The organism is Nosocomiicoccus sp. HMSC09A07, from assembly GCF_001808485.1.
GTDB lineage: Bacteria > Bacillota > Bacilli > Staphylococcales > Salinicoccaceae > Nosocomiicoccus > Nosocomiicoccus ampullae_A.
Genome location: NZ_KV793635.1, coordinates 13,895 through 38,591, shown reverse-complemented (window position 1 = coordinate 38,591; position 24,697 = coordinate 13,895). Strand labels below are relative to the sequence as shown.

Annotated in this window: 27 protein-coding genes; 6 read left to right on the top strand and 21 right to left on the bottom strand. The window is 38.8% G+C overall.

Annotated features, from left to right (window positions below; translation table 11 throughout):
- Positions 1-102: 102 nt before the first annotated feature.
- From HMPREF3177_RS06625 to HMPREF3177_RS06570, 12 genes are all read right to left on the bottom strand, one after another.
- Positions 103-369 carry a type II toxin-antitoxin system RelE family toxin gene (locus HMPREF3177_RS06625; RefSeq protein ID WP_068129443.1) on the bottom strand — a complete coding sequence of 89 codons (267 nt, stop codon included), beginning with the start codon at positions 367-369 and terminating at the stop codon, positions 103-105.
- Positions 369-590, bottom strand: coding sequence for a type II toxin-antitoxin system RelB family antitoxin (relB, locus tag HMPREF3177_RS06620; protein WP_068129445.1), 222 nt, complete (start codon positions 588-590; stop codon positions 369-371). Before relB ends, HMPREF3177_RS06625 begins: the two co-directional genes overlap by 1 nt.
- An 82-nt stretch (positions 591-672) precedes the next feature.
- A complete protein-coding gene (gene aspA / locus HMPREF3177_RS06615) occupies positions 673-2,085 on the bottom strand; it encodes an aspartate ammonia-lyase (RefSeq protein ID WP_070457938.1) in 1,413 nt (470 codons plus the stop codon).
- Between the two features lie 14 nt (positions 2,086-2,099).
- Complete coding sequence (locus HMPREF3177_RS06610; RefSeq protein WP_070457934.1) at positions 2,100-3,188, bottom strand: M24 family metallopeptidase; 1,089 nt, start codon at positions 3,186-3,188, stop codon at positions 2,100-2,102.
- A complete protein-coding gene (locus HMPREF3177_RS06605; protein ID WP_070457931.1) occupies positions 3,188-5,155 on the bottom strand; it encodes a S9 family peptidase in 1,968 nt (655 codons plus the stop codon). The genes HMPREF3177_RS06610 and HMPREF3177_RS06605 overlap by 1 nt, the downstream gene beginning before the upstream one ends.
- A 35-nt stretch (positions 5,156-5,190) precedes the next feature.
- Complete coding sequence (locus HMPREF3177_RS06600; RefSeq protein ID WP_070457928.1) at positions 5,191-6,132, bottom strand: FecCD family ABC transporter permease; 942 nt, start codon at positions 6,130-6,132, stop codon at positions 5,191-5,193.
- Positions 6,125-6,964 carry an ABC transporter substrate-binding protein gene (locus tag HMPREF3177_RS06595; protein ID WP_070457925.1) on the bottom strand — a complete coding sequence of 280 codons (840 nt, stop codon included), beginning with the start codon at positions 6,962-6,964 and terminating at the stop codon, positions 6,125-6,127. Before HMPREF3177_RS06595 ends, HMPREF3177_RS06600 begins: the two co-directional genes overlap by 8 nt.
- A 27-nt stretch (positions 6,965-6,991) precedes the next feature.
- Entirely contained in the window at positions 6,992-8,635 is a 1,644-nt protein-coding gene (gene argS, locus HMPREF3177_RS06590) for an arginine--tRNA ligase (RefSeq protein WP_070457922.1), read from the bottom strand.
- Between the two features lies 1 nt (position 8,636).
- Complete coding sequence (locus HMPREF3177_RS06585; RefSeq protein ID WP_070457920.1) at positions 8,637-9,020, bottom strand: YwiB family protein; 384 nt, start codon at positions 9,018-9,020, stop codon at positions 8,637-8,639.
- 181 nt (positions 9,021-9,201) lie between these two features.
- Positions 9,202-9,708 (bottom strand): YwhD family protein, encoded by a 507-nt coding sequence (locus HMPREF3177_RS06580; protein ID WP_070457917.1) that lies wholly within the window; start codon positions 9,706-9,708, stop codon positions 9,202-9,204.
- A gap of 22 nt (positions 9,709-9,730) precedes the next feature.
- Entirely contained in the window at positions 9,731-11,023 is a 1,293-nt protein-coding gene (locus tag HMPREF3177_RS06575; protein ID WP_070457914.1) for an HD domain-containing protein, read from the bottom strand.
- 10 nt (positions 11,024-11,033) lie between these two features.
- Positions 11,034-11,810, bottom strand: coding sequence for a lipoate--protein ligase family protein (locus HMPREF3177_RS06570; RefSeq protein WP_070457911.1), 777 nt, complete (start codon positions 11,808-11,810; stop codon positions 11,034-11,036).
- 133 nt (positions 11,811-11,943) lie between these two features.
- Between HMPREF3177_RS06570 and hemQ the strand changes: the two genes are divergently transcribed.
- A complete protein-coding gene (gene hemQ / locus HMPREF3177_RS06565; protein WP_040928620.1) occupies positions 11,944-12,693 on the top strand; it encodes a hydrogen peroxide-dependent heme synthase in 750 nt (249 codons plus the stop codon).
- A 256-nt stretch (positions 12,694-12,949) separates the two neighbouring features.
- Here hemQ and HMPREF3177_RS06560 read toward each other — a convergent pair whose 3' ends face one another.
- The 5 genes from HMPREF3177_RS06560 to HMPREF3177_RS06540 form a co-directional block, all read right to left on the bottom strand.
- The gene (locus tag HMPREF3177_RS06560) at positions 12,950-14,341 is read right to left on the bottom strand and encodes an alanine/glycine:cation symporter family protein (protein WP_070457908.1); all 1,392 of its coding nucleotides are present in this window, start codon (positions 14,339-14,341) and stop codon (positions 12,950-12,952) included.
- A gap of 977 nt (positions 14,342-15,318) precedes the next feature.
- Positions 15,319-15,684 (bottom strand): hypothetical protein, encoded by a 366-nt coding sequence (locus HMPREF3177_RS06555; RefSeq protein ID WP_070457905.1) that lies wholly within the window; start codon positions 15,682-15,684, stop codon positions 15,319-15,321.
- Positions 15,685-16,210: 526 nt separating this feature from the next.
- Positions 16,211-16,582 carry a DUF423 domain-containing protein gene (locus HMPREF3177_RS06550; RefSeq protein ID WP_070457901.1) on the bottom strand — a complete coding sequence of 124 codons (372 nt, stop codon included), beginning with the start codon at positions 16,580-16,582 and terminating at the stop codon, positions 16,211-16,213.
- A 12-nt stretch (positions 16,583-16,594) separates the two neighbouring features.
- A complete protein-coding gene (locus HMPREF3177_RS06545) occupies positions 16,595-16,828 on the bottom strand; it encodes a hypothetical protein (RefSeq protein ID WP_070457898.1) in 234 nt (77 codons plus the stop codon).
- Complete coding sequence (locus HMPREF3177_RS06540; protein ID WP_070457895.1) at positions 16,809-17,480, bottom strand: uracil-DNA glycosylase; 672 nt, start codon at positions 17,478-17,480, stop codon at positions 16,809-16,811. The genes HMPREF3177_RS06545 and HMPREF3177_RS06540 overlap by 20 nt, the downstream gene beginning before the upstream one ends.
- Positions 17,481-17,593: 113 nt before the next feature.
- Between HMPREF3177_RS06540 and thiD the strand changes: the two genes are divergently transcribed.
- From thiD to HMPREF3177_RS06515, 5 genes are all read left to right on the top strand, one after another.
- Positions 17,594-18,424 (top strand): bifunctional hydroxymethylpyrimidine kinase/phosphomethylpyrimidine kinase, encoded by an 831-nt coding sequence (gene thiD / locus HMPREF3177_RS06535; protein WP_070457892.1) that lies wholly within the window; start codon positions 17,594-17,596, stop codon positions 18,422-18,424.
- A 47-nt stretch (positions 18,425-18,471) separates the two neighbouring features.
- Positions 18,472-18,834: a DUF1806 family protein gene (locus HMPREF3177_RS06530; protein WP_068129474.1), complete on the top strand. Its 363-nt coding sequence runs from the start codon at positions 18,472-18,474 to the stop codon at positions 18,832-18,834.
- Positions 18,835-18,852: 18 nt separating this feature from the next.
- Positions 18,853-19,539 (top strand): bacillithiol biosynthesis deacetylase BshB2, encoded by a 687-nt coding sequence (bshB2, locus tag HMPREF3177_RS06525; RefSeq protein ID WP_070457890.1) that lies wholly within the window; start codon positions 18,853-18,855, stop codon positions 19,537-19,539.
- Positions 19,540-19,545: 6 nt separating this feature from the next.
- Positions 19,546-20,424 (top strand): GTP cyclohydrolase FolE2, encoded by an 879-nt coding sequence (folE2, locus tag HMPREF3177_RS06520; RefSeq protein WP_068129476.1) that lies wholly within the window; start codon positions 19,546-19,548, stop codon positions 20,422-20,424.
- Positions 20,425-21,066: 642 nt separating this feature from the next.
- Complete coding sequence (locus HMPREF3177_RS06515) at positions 21,067-21,258, top strand: hypothetical protein (RefSeq protein WP_068129477.1); 192 nt, start codon at positions 21,067-21,069, stop codon at positions 21,256-21,258.
- A gap of 50 nt (positions 21,259-21,308) precedes the next feature.
- Here HMPREF3177_RS06515 and tadA read toward each other — a convergent pair whose 3' ends face one another.
- The 4 genes from tadA to HMPREF3177_RS06495 are packed head-to-tail and all read right to left on the bottom strand — an operon-like array spanning position 21,309 to position 24,632.
- Positions 21,309-21,782, bottom strand: a complete 474-nt coding sequence (tadA, locus tag HMPREF3177_RS06510) for a tRNA adenosine(34) deaminase TadA (protein WP_070457888.1) — start codon at positions 21,780-21,782, stop codon at positions 21,309-21,311.
- Entirely contained in the window at positions 21,782-22,459 is a 678-nt protein-coding gene (locus HMPREF3177_RS06505; RefSeq protein ID WP_246827411.1) for an HAD family hydrolase, read from the bottom strand. Before HMPREF3177_RS06505 ends, tadA begins: the two co-directional genes overlap by 1 nt.
- Before the next feature lie 17 nt (positions 22,460-22,476).
- A complete protein-coding gene (locus HMPREF3177_RS06500) occupies positions 22,477-23,430 on the bottom strand; it encodes an NAD-dependent epimerase/dehydratase family protein (RefSeq protein ID WP_070457883.1) in 954 nt (317 codons plus the stop codon).
- 14 nt (positions 23,431-23,444) lie between these two features.
- Positions 23,445-24,632 (bottom strand): glycine C-acetyltransferase, encoded by a 1,188-nt coding sequence (locus HMPREF3177_RS06495; protein WP_068129481.1) that lies wholly within the window; start codon positions 24,630-24,632, stop codon positions 23,445-23,447.
- Positions 24,633-24,697: the final 65 nt, after the last annotated feature.

Below are 24,697 nucleotides of genomic sequence, written 5' to 3'. Positions count from 1 at the left end.
TAAATATATTGCTATTATAATATTTAATGTAAGCCTTTACAACTATTTTTAGGAAATAAAATGACAAGGCCTAATTTATTTAGACCTTGCCATATTTTTGTATTACTTATATATATTTGATCGATGACCTACCGAGATAATATTAATAATAATTTTATTATCATCAATAATAGATATTATTCTGTATTTTCCTACACGATATCTCCAGTACTCATTTAGAACACCTTTTAGATTTTTACCATGCTTTCTAGGATTTTCAGTGTTTTTTAAATTTTTCTCTATCCAACTAATTAAAAGCTTACTTTGAGATTTATCTAATTTTTTCAGTTCTTTAACTGCTCTTTTACTGTATATAACTTGGTATTTCATTAGAAACCTAAGATATCTTTAACTTCATCATGTGTATACGTGACTTCAGAAGTGTTATCATTTTGCTCATATTCTTTGATTAAAGCCATATCGTAGTCGTCTTCCATCTTCTCTTTAAGAGTTTCTTTTAATATTGTTGATAGAGGCATATCATGAATCTCTGCATATTCATTGAATAGCTTGTTTTCTTCATTGTTAAGTCTAACAGTAACTGTAGGCATTTAAAACACTCCCCCTTCGTGTATCACATTGTAACACATTTTGAGTGTTAAGTCATCTTATACAATTGAATATAACATTCCCCTATGCTTCTGGTAATTCTGATATACCGATATTTGTCATTTCGTAAGGGTTGAGTACGTGATCGAGCTGATTTTTTGTGAGGATGCTGTGCTCGAGTATAAGTTCACGCACACCTTTTCCTGTTAATAGTGCTTCTTTTACGAGTTCTGATGACTGCTTGTAACCGATATGTGGTACGAGCGCCGTGATGACTCCGAGTGATTCGTTGACGTAGTTTTCCATGATTTCTTTGTTTGGCGTAATTCCGACAACACAGTAATCTGTGAATGCTTTAAATCCGTTATGCATAATGTCGATAGACTGTAATAAGTTATAGACGAGCACTGGTCCCATAACGTTTAACTCGAACTGTCCCGCTTCTGACGCGAGTGATACAGTTAAGTCATTTCCGTATACTTGGAACGACACTTGGTTGATCATCTCAGGCATTACCGGGTTCACTTTACCTGGCATAATCGATGAACCTGGTTGACGTCCTGGTAATTTAATTTCATATAAACCAGCTTTTGGTCCAGACGCCATCATACGAATGTCGTTTGCAATTTTTGACATGTTCGTCATCATAATTTTTAAGCTTGCAGACACTTGTACATAACTATCTGTAAACTGCGTTGCGTCGACTAAGTTATCTGCAGAAACTAAGTCATATCCTGAAATTTCGCTTAACTCTTTAACGACGTGCTCGATATATTCAACACTCGCATTAAGACCAGTACCGACAGCTGTCGCACCGATATTTACTTCTTTTAAATCTTCAAGCGTATGACGAATACGTTTTTTATCGCGTCCAATCGCACGAGCATATGCTCCGAATTCTTGGCCAAGACGAATTGGGATCGCATCTTGTAAATGCGTACGCCCCATTTTAATGTAGCCATCAAACTCGATTGACTTTTCTTTAAACGCTTCTTCCATATGTTCGATTACGTCGAGCAGTCGCTCTGCGCGCATCATAATCGCTAAGTGGATCGCAGTAGGTACAGCGTCGTTTGTCGACTGTGCCATATTTACGTGGTTGTTTGGAGAAATATAATCATAATCTCCTTTTTCTCTACCGAGAATTTCAAGCGCGCGGTTTGCGATCACTTCGTTTGCGTTCATATTCATTGACGTACCAGCGCCGCCTTGAATCGAATCGACGATAAAGTGATCGATATGTTCACCGTTAATAATCTCTTCAGACGCTTGAACGATCGCGTTCTTTTTATCTTCTTCTAATTGGCCTGTTTTATAGTTTGCGATTGCTGCAGCTTTTTTAACCATCGCTAATGCACGAATTAAATCGATATTTAACGTATGTCCTGTAATTGGGAAATTCTCTTTTGCACGTAAAGACTGGCATCCGTAATATGCATCGTTTGATATTTCTTTTTCACCAAGGAAATCAGATTCTATTCTTGTATTCTGAGCCATAATTTACCCTCACTCTATTTTAAAATCATTGAATCTATATCTTTTTTAAATTCATTTATGACGATTGGTCCTTCTTCTGATGCAAATATCGCGTCTTCAATACGGACTCCGCCGTATCCTTCGATGTAAATACCTGGTTCAATCGTAATAACATTACCTTCTTTTAGTTCGTCGTGGTTATTGTCGTCTACAGAAGGTCTTTCATGTAAGTCATGACCGAGTCCGTGACTGACTCTATGCGTAAAGTACTCTCCGTAGCCGTCGTTTTCAATAACGTCTCTCGACGCTTTGTCGATGTCACTAAACTTCGTACCGACTGTACTTGCTTTAATACCTGCTAAGTTTGAGTTTAACACTGAGTTATAAATTTCTCGTTGTTTTTCATCTGGTTCACCGATGAAAAACGTACGTGTCATGTCTGAAACGTAATTCTCTTTTGTGACGATACCGAAGTCGATGAGTAAAAAGTCACCTTTTTTAATAACACGGTCTCCTGAATCGCCATGTGGCAGTGCTGATTTACTACCTGCAAGCACTGTTGGTCCGAATGATGGCCCAACTGCACCGCGCTTTTTAAATTCCGCAACTAAAAAGTCAGCAATTTCCATTTCAGTTTTACCTTCAACAGTAATATTGTATAACTCTTTGAGTGTGTCTTCTGTAATTTTTACAGCGTCTTGTAGATGTACTAAGTCTTCGTCATTTTTGATACCACGTAGTTCGCTTAACGTATTTGAAATATCTTTGATGTTTTCATCATCATACTTTTCAAGTAGACGTTTATATCGGTCATACGTTAAATGATCGCCCTCAACACCAATCGTTTTACCTTCAGGAATGCTTTCAAATATATATTGAAATGCATCTTCACCGTCTTTATGTGGTTTTAACACATCTACTGTAGCATCTCTCTTCACTGTTTCTTCATCGAGTTTTGGATAGACAATCGTCGATTGTTTATTTTCTTTATCGATGATGAGTGCGAGTAGACGCTCGTGTGGGCTAAGGTTAGCCTCTGAAAAGTAAAATACGTTCATCGGATTTGTAATAATCGCGTAATCCGTTTCTAGTGTTTCTGTAAGACTATGTGCTTTTTGATTCATTAATGATTCTCCTCATTTAAATATTTTTTAAACCAATCTGTCATATATTCAAGACGTTTAACTCTTAAATGTGGAAGACCCGTTCTTGAAAGGTTATGGTCCGCATCAGGGAAGCGAACAAATTCCGCTGTCTTTTTACGATATTTAAGTTCGATATATAACTGCTCCGCTTGCTCGATTGGACATCTAAAGTCATACTCACTGTGTAAAATGAGTAACGGCGTTTCTACATTGTCGACATATTTAAGCGGTGAATGGTGCCATAACGTGTCGATGTCATCGACGCCTGCTTGAATTTGCCAATCTGTAAAGTAGTATCCGATATCTGATACGCCTCTAAAGCTAATCCAGTTTGAAATCGAACGCTGTGTCACGGCAGCTTTAAAGCGGTTTGTATGTCCAACGATCCAGTTCGTCATAAATCCGCCGTAACTTCCGCCAGTTACACCGAGTCTATTTTCATCGATAAAATCGTATGTGTCTAATACGTAATCGACTGACGCCATCACATCTTTATAATCTGTATTTCCGTAGTCTCCGCGTACGTGATCGACAAACTTCTGAGAGTAACTATGAGACCCACGTGGATTTGTAAATAATACTGCATATCCGAGTCCTGCTAACACTTGCATTTCATGGAAGAATGTATGTGCGTAAAACGCGTGTGGTCCACCGTGCACGTTCACAACGAGCGGATATTTTTCTCCATCTTTAAATCCAGCTGGCTTCATAAACCAACCGTGAATTTCTTCATCGTCAAAACTGTTAAAGCGAATCGATTCTGGCTCAACGATTTCCTTTGAGTCGACGAATTCTTTGTTTACTTCAGTGAGTTGCGTCAGTGTTTCATTGCCTAAATCGAGCTGATATAACTCACTCGGTGATACTGGTGTAGAAATCGTTAAATATACCGTATCATCACTAGCGTCCATTCCGAAAATGTTGTGCTCACTTTGAAGTAACGGTCGAACTTCTCCGTCGATGTTCCCTTTATAAAGATTCACTGCACCATCTTCAGACAGCAGGAATACAAATTCTTTGTTCGATACAAACTTAACGACGCGTGATTCTTCAGATTGTTGAACGTCTTGAACGACTGCTGATCCAGCCGGTCGGTCGAGTTTACGAGTAACGTCTGTCAACGTAAAGTCGTCAAGTGATAATAACTCAATAGTTAAGTGTGCTGCGTTTTTATAGTTATAATCTGTCGTTAAAAGTAACGCGTGTTTTTCATCTTTTGACACTTCAACACCGTATACCGATTTGTCTTGAAGCGTTACGACTTTGTCTTCGCCGTTACGACGAACGTATAGCGTGTTCGTAAAATTGAAGTCCGGGTCGTCACTTTCATTCGTCGTGTAAATGATGCCGTCAGATAACTCTGCCATAAACGAATAATCCGCTTCACCAGAGCAAACGGTTTCAACTTCACGTGTGTCGATATCTATTTTCTTAACGACTTGCTTCTTTTCAGGTACATAACCAAACGGTCCTGGTGCACCGTCGATTTTGTATTTCATGTTCGTAATATGTACGGGTTGCTTTTTGTCGTCTTTCTTATCATCGTCTTCTTTTTTGTCGTCTTCTTCTTTAACATTTACATGATAAAATACTGCCGTGCCGTCGTTAGAAAAACGCGGCTCTGATACGCCCTCGTCTTCAGACGTTAACTGCTCTCTTTCCCCACCAGTACGTCTTAATAAAAAGATTTGTGGCTTATCGTTATCTCCTTTAGCGACAAATAACGTTAAGTTCCCGTCGTTAGAATGATCGACTTGCGAGATGCGTCCTTTATCGAACGTCAGCTGCTTTAAGCCGAGCTCTGTCGCTTCGTGTAGATGCGTGACGTAATTGTTATCTTTTTCGTTTATCGTTGTGACGTAATACGTCACACCATGTCCAGGAATCGCCTTTGGCGCACTCACGGATTTGATGTTAAAAATATCTTCGATTGAAATGTGCTTCATAAGATTCTCCCCTTTTATAATAATTTTATCATGTTTTATATCGTCTTTTGAAGAAATCTCTTATACATTAAAAATAATATAAGTGGCACACTAAAAATACTAAGTAAGACGCCGGTTGGAAGTTGAATCGGTGACAAAATCGTTCGCGCGATTGTGTCGACAATACCGAGTAAAATCGCACCGTAAAATCCTGATAATATAAACAGCTCTTTTGCTTTTCTTGGTCGAATGTACTGAATCATTTGTGGCACGATGATTCCTATAAAGCCGATAATGCCTGTAAAACTAAGTAGTACGAGTGACGGAATCGCCATTACTATCAGTAACTTTAGTCGTAATTTAGAAACGTCTACACCAAGACTAAACGCACGTAATTCACCAAGCGTCAGTAAGTCGAGGTCTCGTGATGATTTAAATAACACGATAAGACTGATTATAAAACAAATAAAAACAATCGTAATATATTCATACCGGCTACCTGAAAAACTACCGAACATAAATTGTACAATCGATTTCGTTTTCGTCGGATCGAGCATAATGATGATGTATAACACACCACTTAACAACGTCGAAAATAATACACCTGTAATGACGAGTGTTTCTGGTCTCAACATTGAATCGATTTGCTTTGCGATAAAAAGCACTAAAAATAGTGAGATGAGTCCCGCGACGACACCAAATAACGGGATGAAGTAAAACGATGCACTAATATAAATCGCGATTGCCGCACCGATGACTGCACCGTTTGCCATACCGAGCGTAAAACTATCTGCCATACGGTTATTTAGTAAAATTTGAAATACCGCACCACAAATAGACAGTACCGCGCCTCCAAGCACCGCAAATAAAATTCTCGGAAGCCGAATACTATACACGATATTAAAATGCCCCTCAAATACGTTAATTGTCCCGATAACTAAAGATGCGAGTATAACTCCAATGAGTATACTCGCAAGCGCTACATATTGTTTATTCATGGACACATTCCGCAATGTCTTTCATCGCTGAAAGAATACGTGGACCTGGTCGAGAGATTTCATCGACATTTGGTACACATAATTTTTCTTCATCTGTAAACGGCATGTCTTTAAATGCTTTCTCATCGTTTACGACATGACTCACCTGTTCTTTGGAAATACCTGTTGCAGAAATGAGGTACTCTGGACTTCTTTCAACGACCGCTTCAACATCGACCATCGGGAAGTCTTGTAAGTCGTCGAACACGTTTACGATGTTAATGTCATTTAACACACTACTCATAAACGTATCATTGGCTGCGACGTAAATGTCAGGTGGCGTAGTGATTAACACAAACGCTGTTTTTTCATCGGTATTTTTATATTGTTCAATGAGTTGTTCACGCTCATCTTTCATTTTTTCAACGAGTACATCACTTTTATCTGATACATTTAAAAACTCACCAATCTGTTTAATTGACTCAAATACGTCGTCGAGCGTTTTCGCATCGTTAATGACGAGTAATTCTGCATTCGTTGCTTCAACGATTTGGTCAATTTCAGCTTTCGCACTTTCACTTATAGATTCGTGTGAAATAATATGTGTCGGTTTTAACTGAATTACTTCTTCAGGGTTGATGTTAAAACTATCGATTTTGGCGATGTCGCTGTCATTTAGAGACTCTGGATAATTGTCTACTGATGAAATACCGACAAAGTAATCCGTACCGACAAGCTCATTTACGATTTCCGTGTTACTCGGGATAAGTGATACGATACGTAAACTCGAATCATCTTCTTGGCTACATGCAGATAACATAAAAATTGCTATTAGTAATAAAACACGCTTCATAGACAAATACCTCACTTATATTTAGTTTTACATCGATTTTGGTGCGCTCACGCCGATGATTGTCAGTGCGTTTTCAATCGTTTGACGTACCGCTTCAATCATTAATAAATACGCGTATGTTTTTTCTTTGTCTTCGCCGAGCACTTTTTCTTGGTTGTAGAATTTGTGGAATTCTGATGCAAGTGTTTCGACATAATTTGTAATTCTATGGTTTGCGCGGGCTTCAGCCGCACTTTCGATCGTACGCTTAAAGTTACCGACTTGCTTTAATAACTCAAGTGCTTGAGGGTGCGTGATCACGTCTAGTGATTTGCTTCTATCTAAGTTAAATCCTACTTCTTCTGCTTGTTTTAAAATGCTACAAATTCTCGCGTGTGCATACTGAACGTAATAGACCGGGTTTTCGCTCGACTCTGATAAAGCTAAATCTAAGTCAAAATCAAACGGCGTGTCTGCACTACGCATCGCTAAGAAGTAACGTGCAGCATCGACACCAATTAAGTCCATTAACTCTCTTAACGTCACCGCATTTCCTGTACGTTTACTCATCTTAACTTCTTCGCCATCTTGAATTAAACGGACCATCTGCATAATTTCTACTTGTAGTTTCTCAGGGTCTTCACCGAGCGCACCAATCGACGCTTTAATACGGTTAATGTAACCGTGGTGATCTGCACCAAATAAGTCGATTAATAAATCATAACCACGTCTTAATTTGTCGTAATGGTACGCAATGTCTGGCATGAAGTACGTGTATGTACCGTCCGTTTTTCTGAGGACGCGGTCTTTATCGTCTTTCCAGTCCGTCGTTCTTAACCAGATCGCTTGATCTGCTTCATACGTATGACCATTTTTCGTCATAATTTCTAACGCTTCTTCGACTTCACCTTTTTCGTATAGTGACGTTTCACTAAACCAGTTATCAAATGATACACGGTAGTCTTGTAAGTCTTGTTTTAATTGCGCCATTTCATATTCGACACCGAGCGCTCTAAATTTAGAGATGCGTGTTTTTTCATCTAAATCTTTATATTCAGGATGTTCGTTTTTTAGACGTTCTCCGATCGCTTTAATATCTTTACCACGGTAGCCGTCTTCAGGCATTTCTAACGGCTCTCCGAACGCTTCAAAGTATCTTGCGTTAATAGATAATGCTAAATTATGAATTTGGTTCCCCGCGTCGTTTATATAGTATTCACGCGTGACGTCGTATCCCGCGTAGTCTAAAATATTTGCTAACGTATCACCGACTGCTGCGTTTCTTGCGTGACCGACGTGGAGTGACCCTGTTGGGTTCGCAGAAACGAATTCTAATAATACTTTTACGTCTTTTTTTTCACTACGTCCGTAGTTTTCTTTTTTATCGAGGACTTCATCGATAATTTTAGTGAGGGAGCCTTCGTTCATTTTAAAGTTAATGAACCCTGGTCCAGCGATGTCGATTTCACGGATATCGCCTTTTTCTTTATCGATATGTTGAACGATTTCCTCTGCGATTTCACGTGGATTACGCTTTAACGTACGCGTGAGTGCCATTGCGATATTCGTTGAGAAATCTCCGTTTGATTTATCTTTTGGGATTTCAATTTTAATGTATGGAATTTCTTCTACTAATTCGGATTGTTTGAGTGCGTCTTCAATCACCGTTACTAAATGCGCTTTTAAGTCCATATTATGCCTCTTTCTTTAAATGATATTTATAATGTCCTAGTATTTCATCGTTTTCAAATAACTTATACGAGATAAAGACCTCGTCCTCAGCCGTTTTAACTTCAGTCGTATACACTTTAAATCGGTGGCGCCCTGCGACTGTTTCATAGACAGTGTCCGTCAGCTTGCCTTTTACGAATTGGAACTTCATCGTCACTGGACCGCTTCTCATAATACGCACGACGTCGTCTTCTATACTTAAAATAACTGGAACAGTCTCTCCGTTCAGCATTTCATCGTATTTTAAAAACGTGCGATTCCCTTTTAAAATCTTTTCGACTTTAACTGTTTGTAAAAAGTTTTCGCGTCCACTCTTTTGTTTAATTGTCTGTTTTAATCGATACACAATTCGTCACCACCATAATGAGTAATTATAACATAATTTAGTGTCGATTCTTTTTAAAACGACTGTTACATAAAAGAAAAAAAGGCAGAGCAATCGCTCCACCTTTAGTGTCTTAGTTATCTGATATAACTAAAGATTATTGTACCTTTTCTTTTTGAATTAATCAAATGAAAATTAATATTTATACACCGAGGTACTCGTGGAGTTCTGTTGAGTTTTCCCACGCGACTGGATCGCGTTCTTTTAAAAATTCGATTAACGTTTGTTTTGTTTTGTCGTCTAACTCTTCGAGACGATAACGTCCTTTCATTGCGTGGTCTAAACTATTCACGTGTTCGTGCATCATTTTATACCCGCGGCGTCTACGTCCGACTTTATTCGTCATAAAGTAACACGACGTCACTCCGCTATAATATACACCTCGTTCGTCTTTATCTAAAGCCATCCATATTAAATTATAATCATTATGCTCGCCTTCTTCTTCTAACGCTTCACTCATATCTGTGAACCATTTGACGCCCTTTTCCGGTTTTGCACGCCCGTGAAGCCCACCCATGTCGACGAACGGTCGTTGCTCGGTGAGATCGATATACACTGGCGCAACGTCTTCAATAATCATTGCACCTTTATGACCATCTAACTCGTCATTTTTTATAATGTTAAATTGAAATCCTGGTTTTTTTGACACAGTTAATCCTCCTAAACATCATTTACGATAACTCATTTAATAAGTTTAAGATCTTCTTTTTAATTGTATCATCTTTAATACGCATAACTTTCTCTTTTGGATAATATAACTTCGCATTCGACCGGTCGAGCCCTGTAATCGCTTGTATGACTACAGATTCGGCACTAATTTCTCGAATGCTTCCGGATTCTTTTAATATGTGAATTGGCTGACGCGAAGACCCTGGTCGGTCGTAGTCATACGGCATATCAGAATATTTATCTGTAAGTAAAAAGTATTTAGGGTCGATACCCGCTGCTTCAAATAAGCTTTCTAATTCCGAATACGTAATAAACCCATCGTAAAACGGTACGTAATTAAATAATTTTCGGTTCACGAACCGATCAGCAAGTTCATTGAGTATTTCATCGACCTCTTCCACCCACTCTTGTAGATAAAAATTCATAACCGTCTCGTCGAGTATTAAATAATCATGAACAGTTTCACGCTTCTCGAAGAACGGGATTAAATACTTCGGAGGCTGTTTAAAGACGTAGCCTCTTTCATATAGTTCTTTTGCACGGTTAAAAATTAGTGTCAGCAACACTTCTCCCCCACGTGATACCGGGTGGAAGTATATTTGCCAATACATTTGATAGCGACTCATTAAATAATCTTCGACTGCGTGCATACCGCTATCTTTGATGAGTACTTCATCTTTTGAAGGGACCATCACTCGAAGCAGACGGTCGATATCAAATTTGCCATACTCAACGCCTGTCACATACGAGTCACGCTGCAAGTAATCCATTCGGTCTGCGTCGATTTGACTCGATATCATCGAGATAATCAGTTTGTTTTCGTGAGTATGTGCGATGACGCTCGCTACTGCTTCAGGGAACGACTCGTCAACACGCTTTAATACACGGTTCACTTCTGTGTCTCCGAGTATAATTTTTTTAGTATACGTTTCGTGGTCTGTTCCGAAAATCTTTTCAAACGAATGTGAAAACGGTCCGTGCCCGACATCGTGTAATAACGCAGCACATAAAGCGAGTAGCCGGTCATCTTTTGTCCATTTGTCATATCGTGAAAAGTTCTCGACCATTTTACGAACAATTTCATATACGCCTAAACTATGTGTAAACCGTGAATGTTCAGCTGACGGAAATGCGAAATATAACGTACCGAGTTGTTTAATTCGGCGAAGCCTTTGAAATTCTTTTGTCTTTATAAGATCCCAAATAATGCGGTCTGTCACGTGAATATAACTATGCACTGGGTCTTTAAACACTTTTTCTGATTCGAGTTTCTCGTATTTATAATCGGTAACCAATGATATCACCTCAATCGTTTAAACGTTCGTTTCGTTCTACCATGCGCTCACGTTGTTTATTAAATAAATCGAGTGCGTCTTTAGTTAATTGCTCGCTTGTTTGAATGTTTCCAAAGAGTGATTCTATCGTTTTTAAAATTCTCTCTTCAGCGTCTGTCACTGTTAGTCCGTCTATCAGTTCTGATAGTGAAATCATCACATCCGGATTCATGTCTAACCTTGGTGGATTGGAAGAGACGTCATAAAAGTCTTTCATTACTTCAGCGCGTTTACTTCCGGAACCTTCTACGGCTAAATAAATTTGTACAGCAACGGCTTCTTTAATACGTCGCTGTGAAATGCCTGCAAATTTTTTACCATCGACAGATAAGTCATAACTTCCCGGGCAATAACTTCCGACAATTTCATACGCTTTAATTTCTAATTCCGGAAAACTTTTTTGAATGATTTCAAGCATCTTATCATATCCCTCATCGATCGACGGAGCGTCTTTTTTCGGAATGACGAGCGATACATTTAGCACACCACCGTCTAGCACAACTCCAAGTCCACCACTATTTCTAACGATGTAGTGATAGTCTTTTTCACGGAGTACTTTTAATCCTTCGTCGAGATGTTCTAAACGCATATCTTGAAGACCGAGTATTATAAAGTTGTCATGCACCCAGCTTCTGACGCGGGGTGTTTCATCTTCTGATACGAGGTGTTGAAGCACGTCGTCGTATGCAAACGAATCAAACGGATGTTCAGTATACTCTTTTGGATAAAATAATACGGTATTTTGCAATGGCTTTTCTCCTAAAGTTCTTTACATAGCAATATTATACTGCTTTTGTCACAAATTTTCGATATTTGGTGTTTGAATTCAGCCGAACAGACTGTACACTAAAATTAGGTAAATATTTTAAGGAGAGATATAAATGAGCGAAGCAGTTAAAACTTTAGACGGCTGGTGGAGTTTACATCTTTTATATAACGTAGACTGGCCAGCGTTAAGAATGCTTACTGATGAAGAAAGAGAGGAAATCGTTCGCGAGTTTGAAACGTTCTTAGAAAAGAGCGAAGCAGTCAGCGAGAAAAAAGAAGGCGACCACACGATGTACAACATTACTGGTCAAAAAGCAGACATCTTACTTTGGTTCCTACGCCCGACAGTTGAAGAGTTAAACGCGCTTGAAAACGAACTGAACAAGTTAAAAATTAGCGACTTCTTAATTCCTGAGTATTCGTACTTCTCAGCGATTGAAATGTCTAGCTATCTCGCTAAAGATTCAGACGAAGATCCGTACGAAAACCCATATGTAAGAAGCAGATTATATCCAGAATTAATGGACGCACAGTACTGCTGTTTCTATCCGATGGATAAAAAACGTGACCTCGACGATAACTGGTACATGTTACCAATCGAACGTCGCCGTGATTTAATGAGAGACCACGGGATGATCGGTCGTAAATACGCAGGTAAAATTAAACAGTACATTTTAGGGTCACAAGGACTCGACTTATACGAGTGGGGCGTCATGCTATTATCTGACGATATGCTCGAATTCAAAAACATTATTTACGAAATGAGATTCGACGAAACAAGTGCACGCTACGGTGTGTTCGGCGACTTCTACGTCGGTGTACGTTTAAGAAAAGAAGGATTACAAGAGTTCTTCCAAATTTAAAACGTTTGAAAATCCTTGAAAACGAGTATAGTATAGTATCTCGGTCAGGAGGAGAAACGAATGAATAAATTAATCAAACGTGCAATTGTATTTTTAGCACCGATCGCCGTCGCAAAAGTTGTCGACAAAGTACTCGGTGAAGACGATACAAAGAAGAAAAAACGCAAAAAATAAATAAAACAGCCTGTACTCACGTTGGGAGGATTTCCTTAACGAGTACAGGCTATTTTTTATCTTTAAATGGTAATGTTGAAAATTATTTTTTGTTTTTGCTGCATCCTGCAGTGAGTCCGCTACTTTGTCCTTCATCTCCCCAGTAATCATTGCTCGCTTTGAATATCTTTTTACTTAAAAGAAGCATAACGATTAAGTTTACGAACATGACAAGTCCTAAGAAGACGTCTGTTAAATCCCAAATGGCTTTTAATCCGCCGATTCCACCAATGTATACTGCAACTAAAAAGATATAGCGGTAGATGCGCGCTTTCTTAGTTGAAGTAATTGTCGAAAGTTGCGATTCACCGACGTAGCCAAGTCCGATTACAGTACTATATGCAAATAAAATCGTCGCGATACCAACTGCGATACCTAATATCGGAGAAACATCTCCGAATACTTGTGCAACGATAGTCCCCGCATCCTTACCTTCTAGTTCAACTCCACTCGTCAGTAGCGCGAGCGCTGTAAATGTACAGACGACAGTGACTAAAAATACTTCTGTTACACCAAACACTGCTTGTTCGACTGGATTTTTAACACGAGCTGGTGCGTGAGATACTGTGAATACTGCTTGCCCTGCTCCTGAAACGAAAAATCCACGCGCGATACCATACTGCATAGCTTTCATAATTCCGTAACCTGCAAATCCTGCACCTGCTTCAGCCGGACTAAATGCCGATGAAAACACAAGCTGGACTGCAGGGATAATATCTTTATAGTGAATAATAATCACAATCGTCGCGACGATAATGTAGAAAAGCGACATAAACGGAATGAGTTTTTCTGCGACACTTCCGATACGTTTAACACCACCGACAATGACAATCCCAACAATCACGACGTTAACTGCTGCTAAGATATACAGGTAGTTCGATAAGTGCGGCGCGATATTTGTCATGTTCGACACCGTCACGTTAGACTGAATCATCGCACTCGCGAGACAGACAAGTACCATAAGTACAACGATTACTTCACCTAAATATTTTAGGCCAAGACCTTTACGCACGTATAACGCAGGTCCTCCGACATATGTACCGTCGCTTTTTTGCTCACGGAACATGACGATTATAATAATCTCAGAGTATTTAATCACCATTCCGATAAAGGCAGCAATCCACATCCAAAGAAGTGCACCAGGCCCTCCGCTAATTAACGCGCTCGCAACACCAACGACACTTCCCATACCGATGACAGATGATAACGATACAAACATTGACTGTAACGATGTTAAGTCGCCATCTTGTTTTTCATCTTTATCGTCATTTAACCCACTAAACGACTGTTTAATAATTTTAAAGAAATTTTTAATATGTACGAACTTCGTACCAACGGTTAAGTAAATCCCGACGAGACCTAAAAACACTAAGGCCGCCGGCCCCCATATGACGCCGTTCACCTTATCAACGAACACCAAAAATTGATCTAACATACACTTCACCCCTTAAGTTACATGTACTTTAGCACTAAACGTTTATTTTTAAACATTGGAGTGGTTTGGTGAACGTACCTGGGAGCGTCTTTTTATCTTTAAAAAGAGAAAAAGCACTTCTGTGCGTGTTTATCTAACAAAAATATCATGATTTTGTTAATTATCCGGGTTTATTTAACATATTTCGGCTGCTTGGTACGGTTTTTGTTAATTATAATTTTTTATCTAACAAAAAGGGATGAAAAACCCGAGATTCTGTTAATTATCTTGATATATCTAACGGATTTGACTATTTTTTGTAAATAAGATCGGGCCGGGAGTGGTTTTTCATCTTTAAATGATAAAAACACAACATCATCTAAATATATCTAACAAAAATTTCGCGATTTTGTTAATTATCCGGATTTATTTAACATATTTCGGCTGCTTGGTCCGGTTTTTGTTAATTATAATTTTTTATCTAACAAAAAGGGATGAAAAACCCGAGAATCTGTTAATTAAATCGATATATCTAACAGATTCGGCAAATTTTTGTAAATAAGATCGAGCCGGTAGTAGTTTTTCATCTTTAAATGGTAAAAATACAATATCATCCAAATATATCTAACAAAAATTTCGCATTTTTGTTAATTATCCGGGTTTATTTGACATATTTCGGCTGCTTGGTCCGGTTTTTGTTAATTATAATTTTTTATCTAACAAAAAGGGATGAAAAACCCGAGAATCTGTTAATTAAATCGATATATCTAACAGATTCGGCAAATTTTTGTAAATAGGAGGAAAAACGAATAAAAAAATTAGTTAAACGTGCAATTGTATTTTTAGCACCGATCGTCGTCGCAAAAGTTGTCGACAAACTTCTCGATGAAGATAATACAAAAATCGCAAAAATTAAAAATGCTGTCGAATGGATGATTCCTAATAAGAAGAAACCCTAATTTTCTGCTGGAAAATTAGGGTTTTTAACTTCTCTATATTTAATTTTTATTAATTCTACCTAAATTCTGAAAAGTAATAATCATAAAGCCTATAAAACATAAGACAATACCAAAGATTCCTGAAAACCAGCCTGTCATCAAAGTAATTGCATAGAGCATAGCTCCTAAAATCATTGCTCCTGGTCCAATAGATTTTAATACTTTATCATCTTTTTCTTGAAACTTCTCAGAAAAATTAAAAACTCCAACAACAAATGCTAATATAAATGCCCCTAACATCGAATAGAACGAGAAATCAGAAAAGTAGTTTTCCATACTTACCGGTGCGAATAATAAAGCATAAAAATACGAAATTAAACTTAAAACAAATAAACCAATACCAATCCAAACCATCTTCATTTTCATTTTATGTCCTCCTAAAATTAATTCATCTAAGTATATGCAGAATGCTCGGGATTTTAAACTAAGCATTTCTATATCAGGTAAATTTCTATAATTCCCCCAATTTGAAATCGCCTCTCTTCAAACCCTACATCTTTCACCCATCTCCTGTTGAGTGATTTGATTTTTCTTCCTCTACTGTTTAACTTTATTAAATATCTTAAAAACTAGTATTTGAAGAAGTTCAGTATATGTTACGTTAGCTAACATTTTCTCACGCCATCGTGGTGTTTTTTCATGTTTTATTAGCACCTTTAAATGGTTCATTTACATGCCTGTCATGCTCTTATTAATATAATTATATACAGCCATTAGTATTTTGATATTAGCGTATCTTAATTATACTTTTTATCTAACAAAAACTGATGAAAAACCCGAGAATTTGTTAATTAAATCGATATATCTAACAAATTCAACTAATTTTTGTAAATAAAAAGATGAAAAGCCCGCTCACTAGTGACGAGCTTTTCATCTCCATTAAAAAAGTTGCTTACATCTTCACTTTTAAAATTTGGACGATTACCATGATCCATGACGCGATAAACATCACGCCTCCGATTGGTGTAATCGCGCCGAGGATACCAATGCCTGTTGTCGATAAAACAAATAGCGATCCTGCAAATAATAGAATCCCAATGAACATCACGATTCCTGCTGCATTAAACATCGTCGTTCCTGTCACACCATTTAATACACCGAGTAAAATCAACCCGAGCGCATGATACATTTGATATCTACACGCTGTCTCCCACACTTCTAAATAATGTTCGGATAACTTTCCTTCTAAACCGTGTGCGCCAAACGCACCTGCAGCGACACTAATGAGTGCATTCACTGCACCGAGTATAATTAACATTCTCATTTTCTAATCTCCTTAAAAATCAAAAATCGACGTTTTCGATTCGCTCGCAATATACGTGTTATCGAGCGTACATTTTTTTAACGGACGCGCTTCTTTTTTCACGTCTTTAGTAGGCTCATCGTCAACGGGTGGTTTATCTTTTAATAATTGTATCAATTTTTCAACTGTATATAAATGCTTTTCGTCGTTTGACGTTTCATATAAATCAAGTTCGTTTTTAATTGAGTTAATGACCTTTTTTCTCAAATTGTTCACTCCAATCTACTGGTGCTTTTCCTTGTTCGATTAAGTACGCGTTCGCCCTGCTATACGGATTCGTCCCGAAAAATCCACCTCTATTTGCTGCGAGTGGACTCGGGTGCACACCGGTAATAACTTTATGTTTTGACGTGTCGATTAACTTTATTTTCTTCTTTGCGGGATTTCCCCATAAAATAAACACGAGTCCGTCACGTTCGTTACTTAGCGTTTCGATAATTGAGTCAGTGAAGCACTCCCAGCCGATACCTCGGTGTGAGTTTGCTTTATGTGCGTCGACGGTTAACACAGTGTTTAACAGTAGCACCCCTTCACGCGCCCAATCTGAAAGGTCACCGTCAGTACGTTTTACACCGAGATCATTTTCAAGTTCTTTATACATATTTCGTAAACTCGGCGGTACTCTAACACCAGGACGTACACTAAACGCAAGTCCATACGCTTGGTTCTCACCGTGGTACGGATCTTGACCAAGTATGACGACTTTCACGTCTTGAAACGGTGTTAACTGAAACGCACGATATATTTCATCTCGCTTTGGATAAACAACACCATCACTATATTTATTTTCGAGCACTGTTTCAAGCTCGGTAAAATCACATTTTTGTTTAATTATTTTAAAACACTCTGACCAATTCATAGCAGGCCTCCTACATTCACAGTATACCATTTAAGTTAAGCATCAATGTAGATAAAGAGCACTTTATATAGTAAAATATAATCATTATTGTCTAGGATAGGAGAATGAGTAATATGACGCAGAAAAAAGTACTTACAATTGCGGGAACAGACGTCTCAGGAGGCGCTGGTTACGCAGCAGATATAAAGACATTTGAAGATCATGATTTATACGGTTTTTGTGCACTCACTACAATCGTGTCAATGGACCCAAATACGTGGTCTCACCGCGTACACCATGTTCCATTAGAAGTGTTAGATGAACAACTCGAAACAGCACTTTCTCTAAGCCCAAATACTGTTAAAACAGGAATGCTCCCAAATGAGGATGTCATTTCACGCGCAAGCGAAGCAATCAAAAAAAGTGACGCGGAGTTTTTCATCTTCGACCCAGTGATGGTATGTAAAGGTGACGACACAGTATTAAACCCAGGCGTTGTTGACAGCATGCAAAAAGAATTACTACCGATTTCAACAATCGTAACGCCGAACTTAGTTGAAGCGGGTAACTTAGCTGGTATGAAAACACCAAAAACAGTTGAAGAAGTAAAAGAAGCGGCTAAAAAGATTTACGAATACGGCCCTAAATACGTCGTAATTAAAGGTGGTACAGACCTTCAAGTCGATGAAGCACTAGACATCTTCTACGACGGTGAAAGCTTCTACGGATTATATGCAGATAAATTAGAAAAAGCATATAACCACGGTGCAGGATGTACATTCGCTGCAGCAGTCGCATCGAACTTTACGAATGGTTTAGAACCACTTGAAGCGGTTAAAGCAGCAAAAGCATTTGTCGCATCGGCAATTAAGCACGGTTCACAAATGAACGAACACGTTGGAGTTGTGAGACACAACGCATACAATAAAGTTGGTACAGTAGACATACAAGTGAAACCACTATAACGGTAAGAGAGATTTTTATCTCTCTTATTATATTATGGAGGATTATAATGGGATTAAAACGAATTGATGAAGCTGAAGTACAGCGCCTACTCGATGCACATAAAAACGAACCTGTTTACTTATACGTTGAAGTAACGAGTGGCGTGTATGCAAGCCATAACGATGATACTAAATTTAATACAGGCACGTTTGTCCGAAACGTCCAAATCAAGTACACTGAGGGGACGCTTAAAGGTGGCGGTAATTTTGAATACCGCGTTGGCCTTAAGCTCGACAATGACGGATGGGTATACGTGACTGGTCTGTCTCATTACACTGTTGAGGACGGGGTCTTTATCCTACATGGTATTGACCACGACGGAAAACTTGCTGCTGCATTAGAAATTAGTCGAGAGAAACTGAAAAAATAAGATTGAACGAGGGATATTATGTCACTTGAAAAAGAAAATCATGTACTAATTATTTACCCTCACCCAGACGACGAAGCGTTTGGTGTTGCAGGAACGATAATGACGTACCGAGATATGGGCGTGCCGGTGACGTATGCGTGCTTAACGTATGGTGATATGGGGCGCAACATCGGTAACCCACCAGTGACGCGTGAAAGACTGTCTAAATTACGTAAACAAGAACAACTAGAAGCGGCACGACTCATGGATTTAGACGTGAGATTTTTAGATTATAGAGATAAGACACTCGAGTTTGAAAATCAAGAATTACTTGAAAATGATATACGAAAAGTAATTGAAGACACAGAGCCAACGCGTTTAATTACATTTTACCCGGGATACAGCGTACACCCGGATCACGAAGCGACTGCTGAAGCAGTATTGAACGTCGTCGCTGAAATGGAAGAAAGTAAGCGCCCAACGTTAACGCTCGTCGCATTTGATAAGCGTACGTTTGCTGATTTAGGCGAACCAACACTTCAAACGGATATTAAAAAGTATGCTGAACGTAAAAAAGAAGTACTCGCTGCACATAAATCTCAAACAGAAAAGCTGTTAATCGAGCTATGTAAAGATACTCAATTTAGTAAAGAGGCACGCGAGCGTTGGTTTGAGAAAGAAAACTTCTATTATTACGATATTAATGATTGGAAAAATAAGGAGTAGCTAAGCATGACGAATATAGATCTTTCAAATCGCGAAGCGCGATATAAACACTTTGGTTCGGTCGATCCGATCAAAGGAACGAAGCCAAAAACGAAAGAAGAAATGGCCGACTTACAGAATACGAAAAAAGACTTCCTCTTTGACGTACAATCTGTCGGTATCAATAACCTGACGTACCCTGTTCGTGTTGGAGATTACCAATCTGTTGGGAAATTCGAACTCGCAACGAGCTTACGACGAGACGAAAAAGGAATCAACATGAGCCGAATTTTAGAGTCGTTACAAACTCAAAATGACGGCGGAATTCTACTTGAATTTGATACGCTAGAAAAAGTACTCGCAGTACTAAAAGAACGTATGAACCAAGAATCATCTGAACTCACTGTCGAGTCCACATGGTTCTTTAACAAACCGTCACCTGGCACTGAACTTGATGCGGTAGCACACGCGGACGTACGTTATCATATGGAATATACGGATGACGCTGTGACAAAAACACAGTTCGGTATGACAGCAAGCGTCACGACGCTATGCCCATGTTCAAAAGAAATCAGTGAGTACAGCGCGCACAACCAGCGCGGATTTATAACGGTGCTTCTAGATATCGATGAAAACGAAGAAGTACCTGCTGATTACAAAGAAATCGTCTACCGAGCGTTAGAAATTAACGCATCGAGTCAGCTGTATCCGATTTTAAAAAGAACAGATGAAAAAATGGTCACAGAACGCGCGTATGAAAATCCACGTTTCGTTGAAGACCTCATTCGCCTCGTCGCATACGATATTCATGATCTACCATGGGTTAAGGCATTTGAAATCGAGTGCCGCAACGAAGAAAGCATACACCAACACGATGCATTCAGCCGTATGAGATTTGAGAAATAATAAATGTGAGCTAGACCTAGGCGGGTCTAGCTTTTTTGTTTGGAGTTGTTCGTGATGTGTGTGTCTGATGGGATTTATTTAACAAAAAATAGTCAATTCTGTTAGATATATTGATTTAATTAACAGATTCGCGAGTTTTTCATCAGTTTTTGTTAGATAAAAAATTATATTTAACAAAAATTACGCTCGGCGACCAGAATTTGTTAAATATATCCGTATAATTAACACAATCACGATATTTTTGTTAGATAAATTTTGGAAAGGTTGTGCTTTTACTCTTAAAAGATGAAAAGATACTCTGAGCCTGATCTTATTTACAAAAATTAGTTGAATCTGTTAGATATATTGATTTAATTAACAGATTCGCGAGTTTTTCATCAGTTTTTGTTAGATAAAAAATTATATTTAACAAAAATCCCGCCAGGTGACCAGAATTTGTTAAATATATCCGGATAATTAACAACATCACGATATTTTTGTTAGATAAATCCAGACGAAACAGTATTATTACACTTTATATCCATCTCTCTACTATTTAAAAGAATAAAAACCTGCTCTCTACTTTGTTTGACCAACTCCTCGCCTTTTTTCGCTCACTTCGTTATAGTTAAGACATATAAACCGTTAAGGAGACGCTATTTTATGAACAAAACTCGAATTTTCTACGCACTGCGCGTCATGTTGATCGCGTTTTTAGTGTTTAATACGATTAATAACCTTGTCGAATCTCCGTCTGGTAGTATTTCGAGTATTTTAATGTACTCGATTATGTGTGCAGTACTCGTCGTTGCTGTTTCTTTATTACTTCTCGGAAAACCAGACGAATTCAAATAAAAAACGCCTTTAAGTGAGGGCTTGAAATATCATCATTTCAAGCCCGCGTTTCACTTAAGGCGTTTTCGTTTTTTATTCGCTCTCAACTCTTTAAAAAAGTCTGTGAGCATCTGTCCACATTCATCTGCTAAAACACCAGCAACTACTTCTGCTTGGTGATTGAACCGCTTCTCATTCAGTAAATGCATTAAACTGTCGACTGTGCCGCCTTTTTTGTCAGACGCTCCGTAAACGACAGTTGGGATACGGCTCATTATAATCACCCCGCTGCACATAACGCACGGCTCGAGTGTCACATAAAGTGTACACTCTTCGAGCCTGAATGTGCCGAGCGCTTCACATGCGGATTCTATCGCAAGAAGTTCCGCGTGGGCTGTCGGTTGCTGTGATGTTTCACGTAAGTTATGTGCGCGAGCGATGATTTCGTCATCTTTTACGATGACTGCTCCGATTGGTACTTCACCAATCTCCGCTGCTTTTTTAGCTTCTATAATTGCTTGTTGCATATATTTTTCGTGACTCATTAGACGATAAACTTCCCACCGTTAAATAATTCATGAACACCGTCAACAATATGGTGAGCGTCACTTAAAAACTCTCGAGTCGACGTGCCACTTAAAACACCGATTGTCGTGACACCATCATCTTTTCCAAGTTGCGTATCCGTATAATTATCTCCGACAACTGCGATTTCATCATACGTATAACCCGCTTCAATGATCGTATCCAAAACTTCAACGTCTGGCTTAGAATAGATTGAATCATCTCCAGCAATCACAAAATCGACGAGTTCGTTTAAATTAAATTTCTTTAAAAATGCTTCTGTACTTAGTCTCGAGTCAGACGTCACAATCGCATTTTTATAGCCGAGTCGCTGTCCTTCTCTTAACGCTTCAACAGCACCAGGAAGTAGCTCCATGTTATTTAAGTATTTATGAACGTGTTTTAAATAATACTCTTCTGCCCAATCGCCACCACCATATGCGCGTCTATCATACGCATTTTGAATGTCTCGCCCTGTTCCAGAAGCAAGCATCGAGTTCGGCTGAATTTTTTCATCAACAAACCCAACCTCACGTCTAAACGCCTCGTCATATCCAAGGTCAAAATGTGCTTCAAACGCGTCTAAACTCGCCTTCGCGAACGGCGTCCATATTTTTTCGTAATTTAATAATGTGCCGTCTTTGTCATAAGCGATCACTTTTACCAAAAAATCACCTACTGCTCTGTCACTTTTACTTTGATGTTTTTAAGCATCACTTCTGTCATTTTATCTAAATCATATTTCGGATTAAAATCCCACTGCTCTTTTGCTTCACTGCAATCGAGGGAGTTTGGCCATGACTCTGCAATCCCTTGGCGCACAGGGTCAACATCATAATTCAGTTTAAAATCTGGAATGTGTTTACGAATCGACTCTGCAACCATTTCAGGTTCAACACTCATCGCTGAAACGTTAAACGCGTTACGCGTTTTTAATTTTTCTGGATCTGCATGTAATAAGTCGATAATCGCATCGATTGCATCATCCATAAACATCATATCCATGTAAGTCCCTTTGTCGATAAAGGACGTGTACTCGCCCTTACGAATCGCATCGAAATAAATTTCGACCGCGTAGTCTGTCGTTCCGCCACCCGGCTCTTGCATAAAGCTAATTAATCCAGGGAAACGTACAGAACGTGTATCGACGCCGAACTTCGTGTAGTAATAATCTAAAAGAAGTTCTCCTGCCACTTTGTTCACACCGTACATCGTCGTCGGACGCATCAGTGTGTGCTGTGGTGTATTATCTTTAGGCGTGCTCGGACCAAAACTTCCGATCGAGCTTGGTGTAAAGTACTGCGTACCATAAATACGAGCCGCTTCAATCGTGTTAAATAAGCCGCCCATATTAATATGCCAAGCGAGCTCTGGATTTTCTTCAGCAGTCGCACTGAGTAACGCCGCTAAATGGAGAATCGAATCCGGATGGAACGCTTCAACGACCTCCATAACGCGTTCTTTATCTGTCACATCTAAAATCTCAAACGGTTTGCCGACCATCGGTCCACGTTCTGGCATACGAATATCCGTTGGTAACACATTTTCTTCGCCGTACATTTCTCTTAAACGTACGACGAGTTCGGTCCCAATTTGTCCTAAAGCTCCAGTCACTAAAAACTTTTCCACGATGAAAATCCTCCTTAAATGATGCCGAGTTCTTTACCGACTTCTGTGTAAATTTCGATTGCTTGATCGAGCATTTCTTTAGTGTGTGCTGCTGTTGGCATGTTTCTCACACGCCCTGTACCTCTTGGTACTGTTGGGAATACAATCGATTTCGCGTATACGCCTTTTTCTTGTAGGCGACGTGAAAACTCTTGTGCTTTCTTTTCTTCACCAATAATAACTGGAGTAATCGGTGTTTCAGAGTTTCCAATGTCAAATCCAGCATCTTTTAAGCCTTGTTTTAAGTAGTTTCCATTTTCCCAAAGTTTGTCATGAAGTTCAGTTGATGCCATTAATTTTTCAACAGCTTTTGTAATTGCTGCAGTATCTGCTGGTGTTAGCGCTGTTGAGAATAAGAACGGGCGCGCTGCAACTTTTAAGTAGTCGACTAAATCTTTAGAACCCGCAACGTATCCTCCTACGACACCAATCGCTTTAGATAAAGTACCCATTTGTAAGTCGACTTCTTTTTCTAAACCGAAGTGTTTTACTGTTCCGGCACCTTTACCCATAACACCTGACCCGTGCGCATCGTCGACGTACGTAATAAGATCGAATTCCTTTGCGACTTTAATCATTTCAGGTAAGTTTACGACGTCTCCGTCCATTGAAAATACACCGTCTGTAATGTACATTACTTTATTGTATTCGCCTGATTCTGTCGCTTCTTTTGCTTTTTTACGTAAATCTTCTGGATCGTTATGATTTACACGAATAATTTTCGCACCAGATAAACGACATCCATCGATAATACTCGCGTGGTTTAATTCGTCAGAAAGAATAGCGTCTCCTTTTTTCATAATTGCAGGAATTGCACCTTGGTTTGCGTTAAAACCTGACGTTAACGCAATAACCGCTTCCGTTCCTTTAAACTTCGCAAGTTTTTCTTCTAAATCTCTATGAAGATCCATCGTACCGTTAATTGTACGTACAGCTCCTGCACCGACACCGTGTGAGTCGATCGCTTCTTTTGCAACTGCTTTCATTTCTTCATCTGTTGCAAGACCGAGATAGTTATTTGACGATAAGTTAATTAATTCTTTTCCATCGATATTGATAATTGGACCGTTCGCACCTTCTACAACGTCGATTTCGTTGTATAGACCGTTATCCTTTAATTCAGTTAAATTCTGATTTAAATACTCTTGTAAAGTCTTTGACATAATTTAAACGTCCTCCTTAAAGTTCTTAACTTATATTTTAACAGAATACAAAGCTACTTAAAATC

Coding starts and splice junctions, on each gene's coding strand:
- HMPREF3177_RS06625 (WP_068129443.1), bottom strand. CDS start 369: ATGAAATACCAAGTTATATACAGTAAAAGAGCAGTTAAAGAACTGAAA.
- relB (WP_068129445.1), bottom strand. CDS start 590: ATGCCTACAGTTACTGTTAGACTTAACAATGAAGAAAACAAGCTATTC.
- aspA (WP_070457938.1), bottom strand. CDS start 2,085: ATGGCTCAGAATACAAGAATAGAATCTGATTTCCTTGGTGAAAAAGAA.
- HMPREF3177_RS06610 (WP_070457934.1), bottom strand. CDS start 3,188: ATGAATCAAAAAGCACATAGTCTTACAGAAACACTAGAAACGGATTAC.
- HMPREF3177_RS06605 (WP_070457931.1), bottom strand. CDS start 5,155: ATGAAGCACATTTCAATCGAAGATATTTTTAACATCAAATCCGTGAGT.
- HMPREF3177_RS06600 (WP_070457928.1), bottom strand. CDS start 6,132: ATGAATAAACAATATGTAGCGCTTGCGAGTATACTCATTGGAGTTATA.
- HMPREF3177_RS06595 (WP_070457925.1), bottom strand. CDS start 6,964: ATGAAGCGTGTTTTATTACTAATAGCAATTTTTATGTTATCTGCATGT.
- argS (WP_070457922.1), bottom strand. CDS start 8,635: ATGGACTTAAAAGCGCATTTAGTAACGGTGATTGAAGACGCACTCAAA.
- hemQ (WP_040928620.1), top strand. CDS start 11,944: ATGAGCGAAGCAGTTAAAACTTTAGACGGCTGGTGGAGTTTACATCTT.
- HMPREF3177_RS06560 (WP_070457908.1), bottom strand. CDS start 14,341: ATGTTAGATCAATTTTTGGTGTTCGTTGATAAGGTGAACGGCGTCATA.
- HMPREF3177_RS06555 (WP_070457905.1), bottom strand. CDS start 15,684: ATGAAAATGAAGATGGTTTGGATTGGTATTGGTTTATTTGTTTTAAGT.
- HMPREF3177_RS06550 (WP_070457901.1), bottom strand. CDS start 16,582: ATGAGAATGTTAATTATACTCGGTGCAGTGAATGCACTCATTAGTGTC.
- HMPREF3177_RS06540 (WP_070457895.1), bottom strand. CDS start 17,480: ATGAATTGGTCAGAGTGTTTTAAAATAATTAAACAAAAATGTGATTTT.
- thiD (WP_070457892.1), top strand. CDS start 17,594: ATGACGCAGAAAAAAGTACTTACAATTGCGGGAACAGACGTCTCAGGA.
- HMPREF3177_RS06530 (WP_068129474.1), top strand. CDS start 18,472: ATGGGATTAAAACGAATTGATGAAGCTGAAGTACAGCGCCTACTCGAT.
- bshB2 (WP_070457890.1), top strand. CDS start 18,853: ATGTCACTTGAAAAAGAAAATCATGTACTAATTATTTACCCTCACCCA.
- folE2 (WP_068129476.1), top strand. CDS start 19,546: ATGACGAATATAGATCTTTCAAATCGCGAAGCGCGATATAAACACTTT.
- HMPREF3177_RS06515 (WP_068129477.1), top strand. CDS start 21,067: ATGAACAAAACTCGAATTTTCTACGCACTGCGCGTCATGTTGATCGCG.
- tadA (WP_070457888.1), bottom strand. CDS start 21,782: ATGAGTCACGAAAAATATATGCAACAAGCAATTATAGAAGCTAAAAAA.
- HMPREF3177_RS06495 (WP_068129481.1), bottom strand. CDS start 24,632: ATGTCAAAGACTTTACAAGAGTATTTAAATCAGAATTTAACTGAATTA.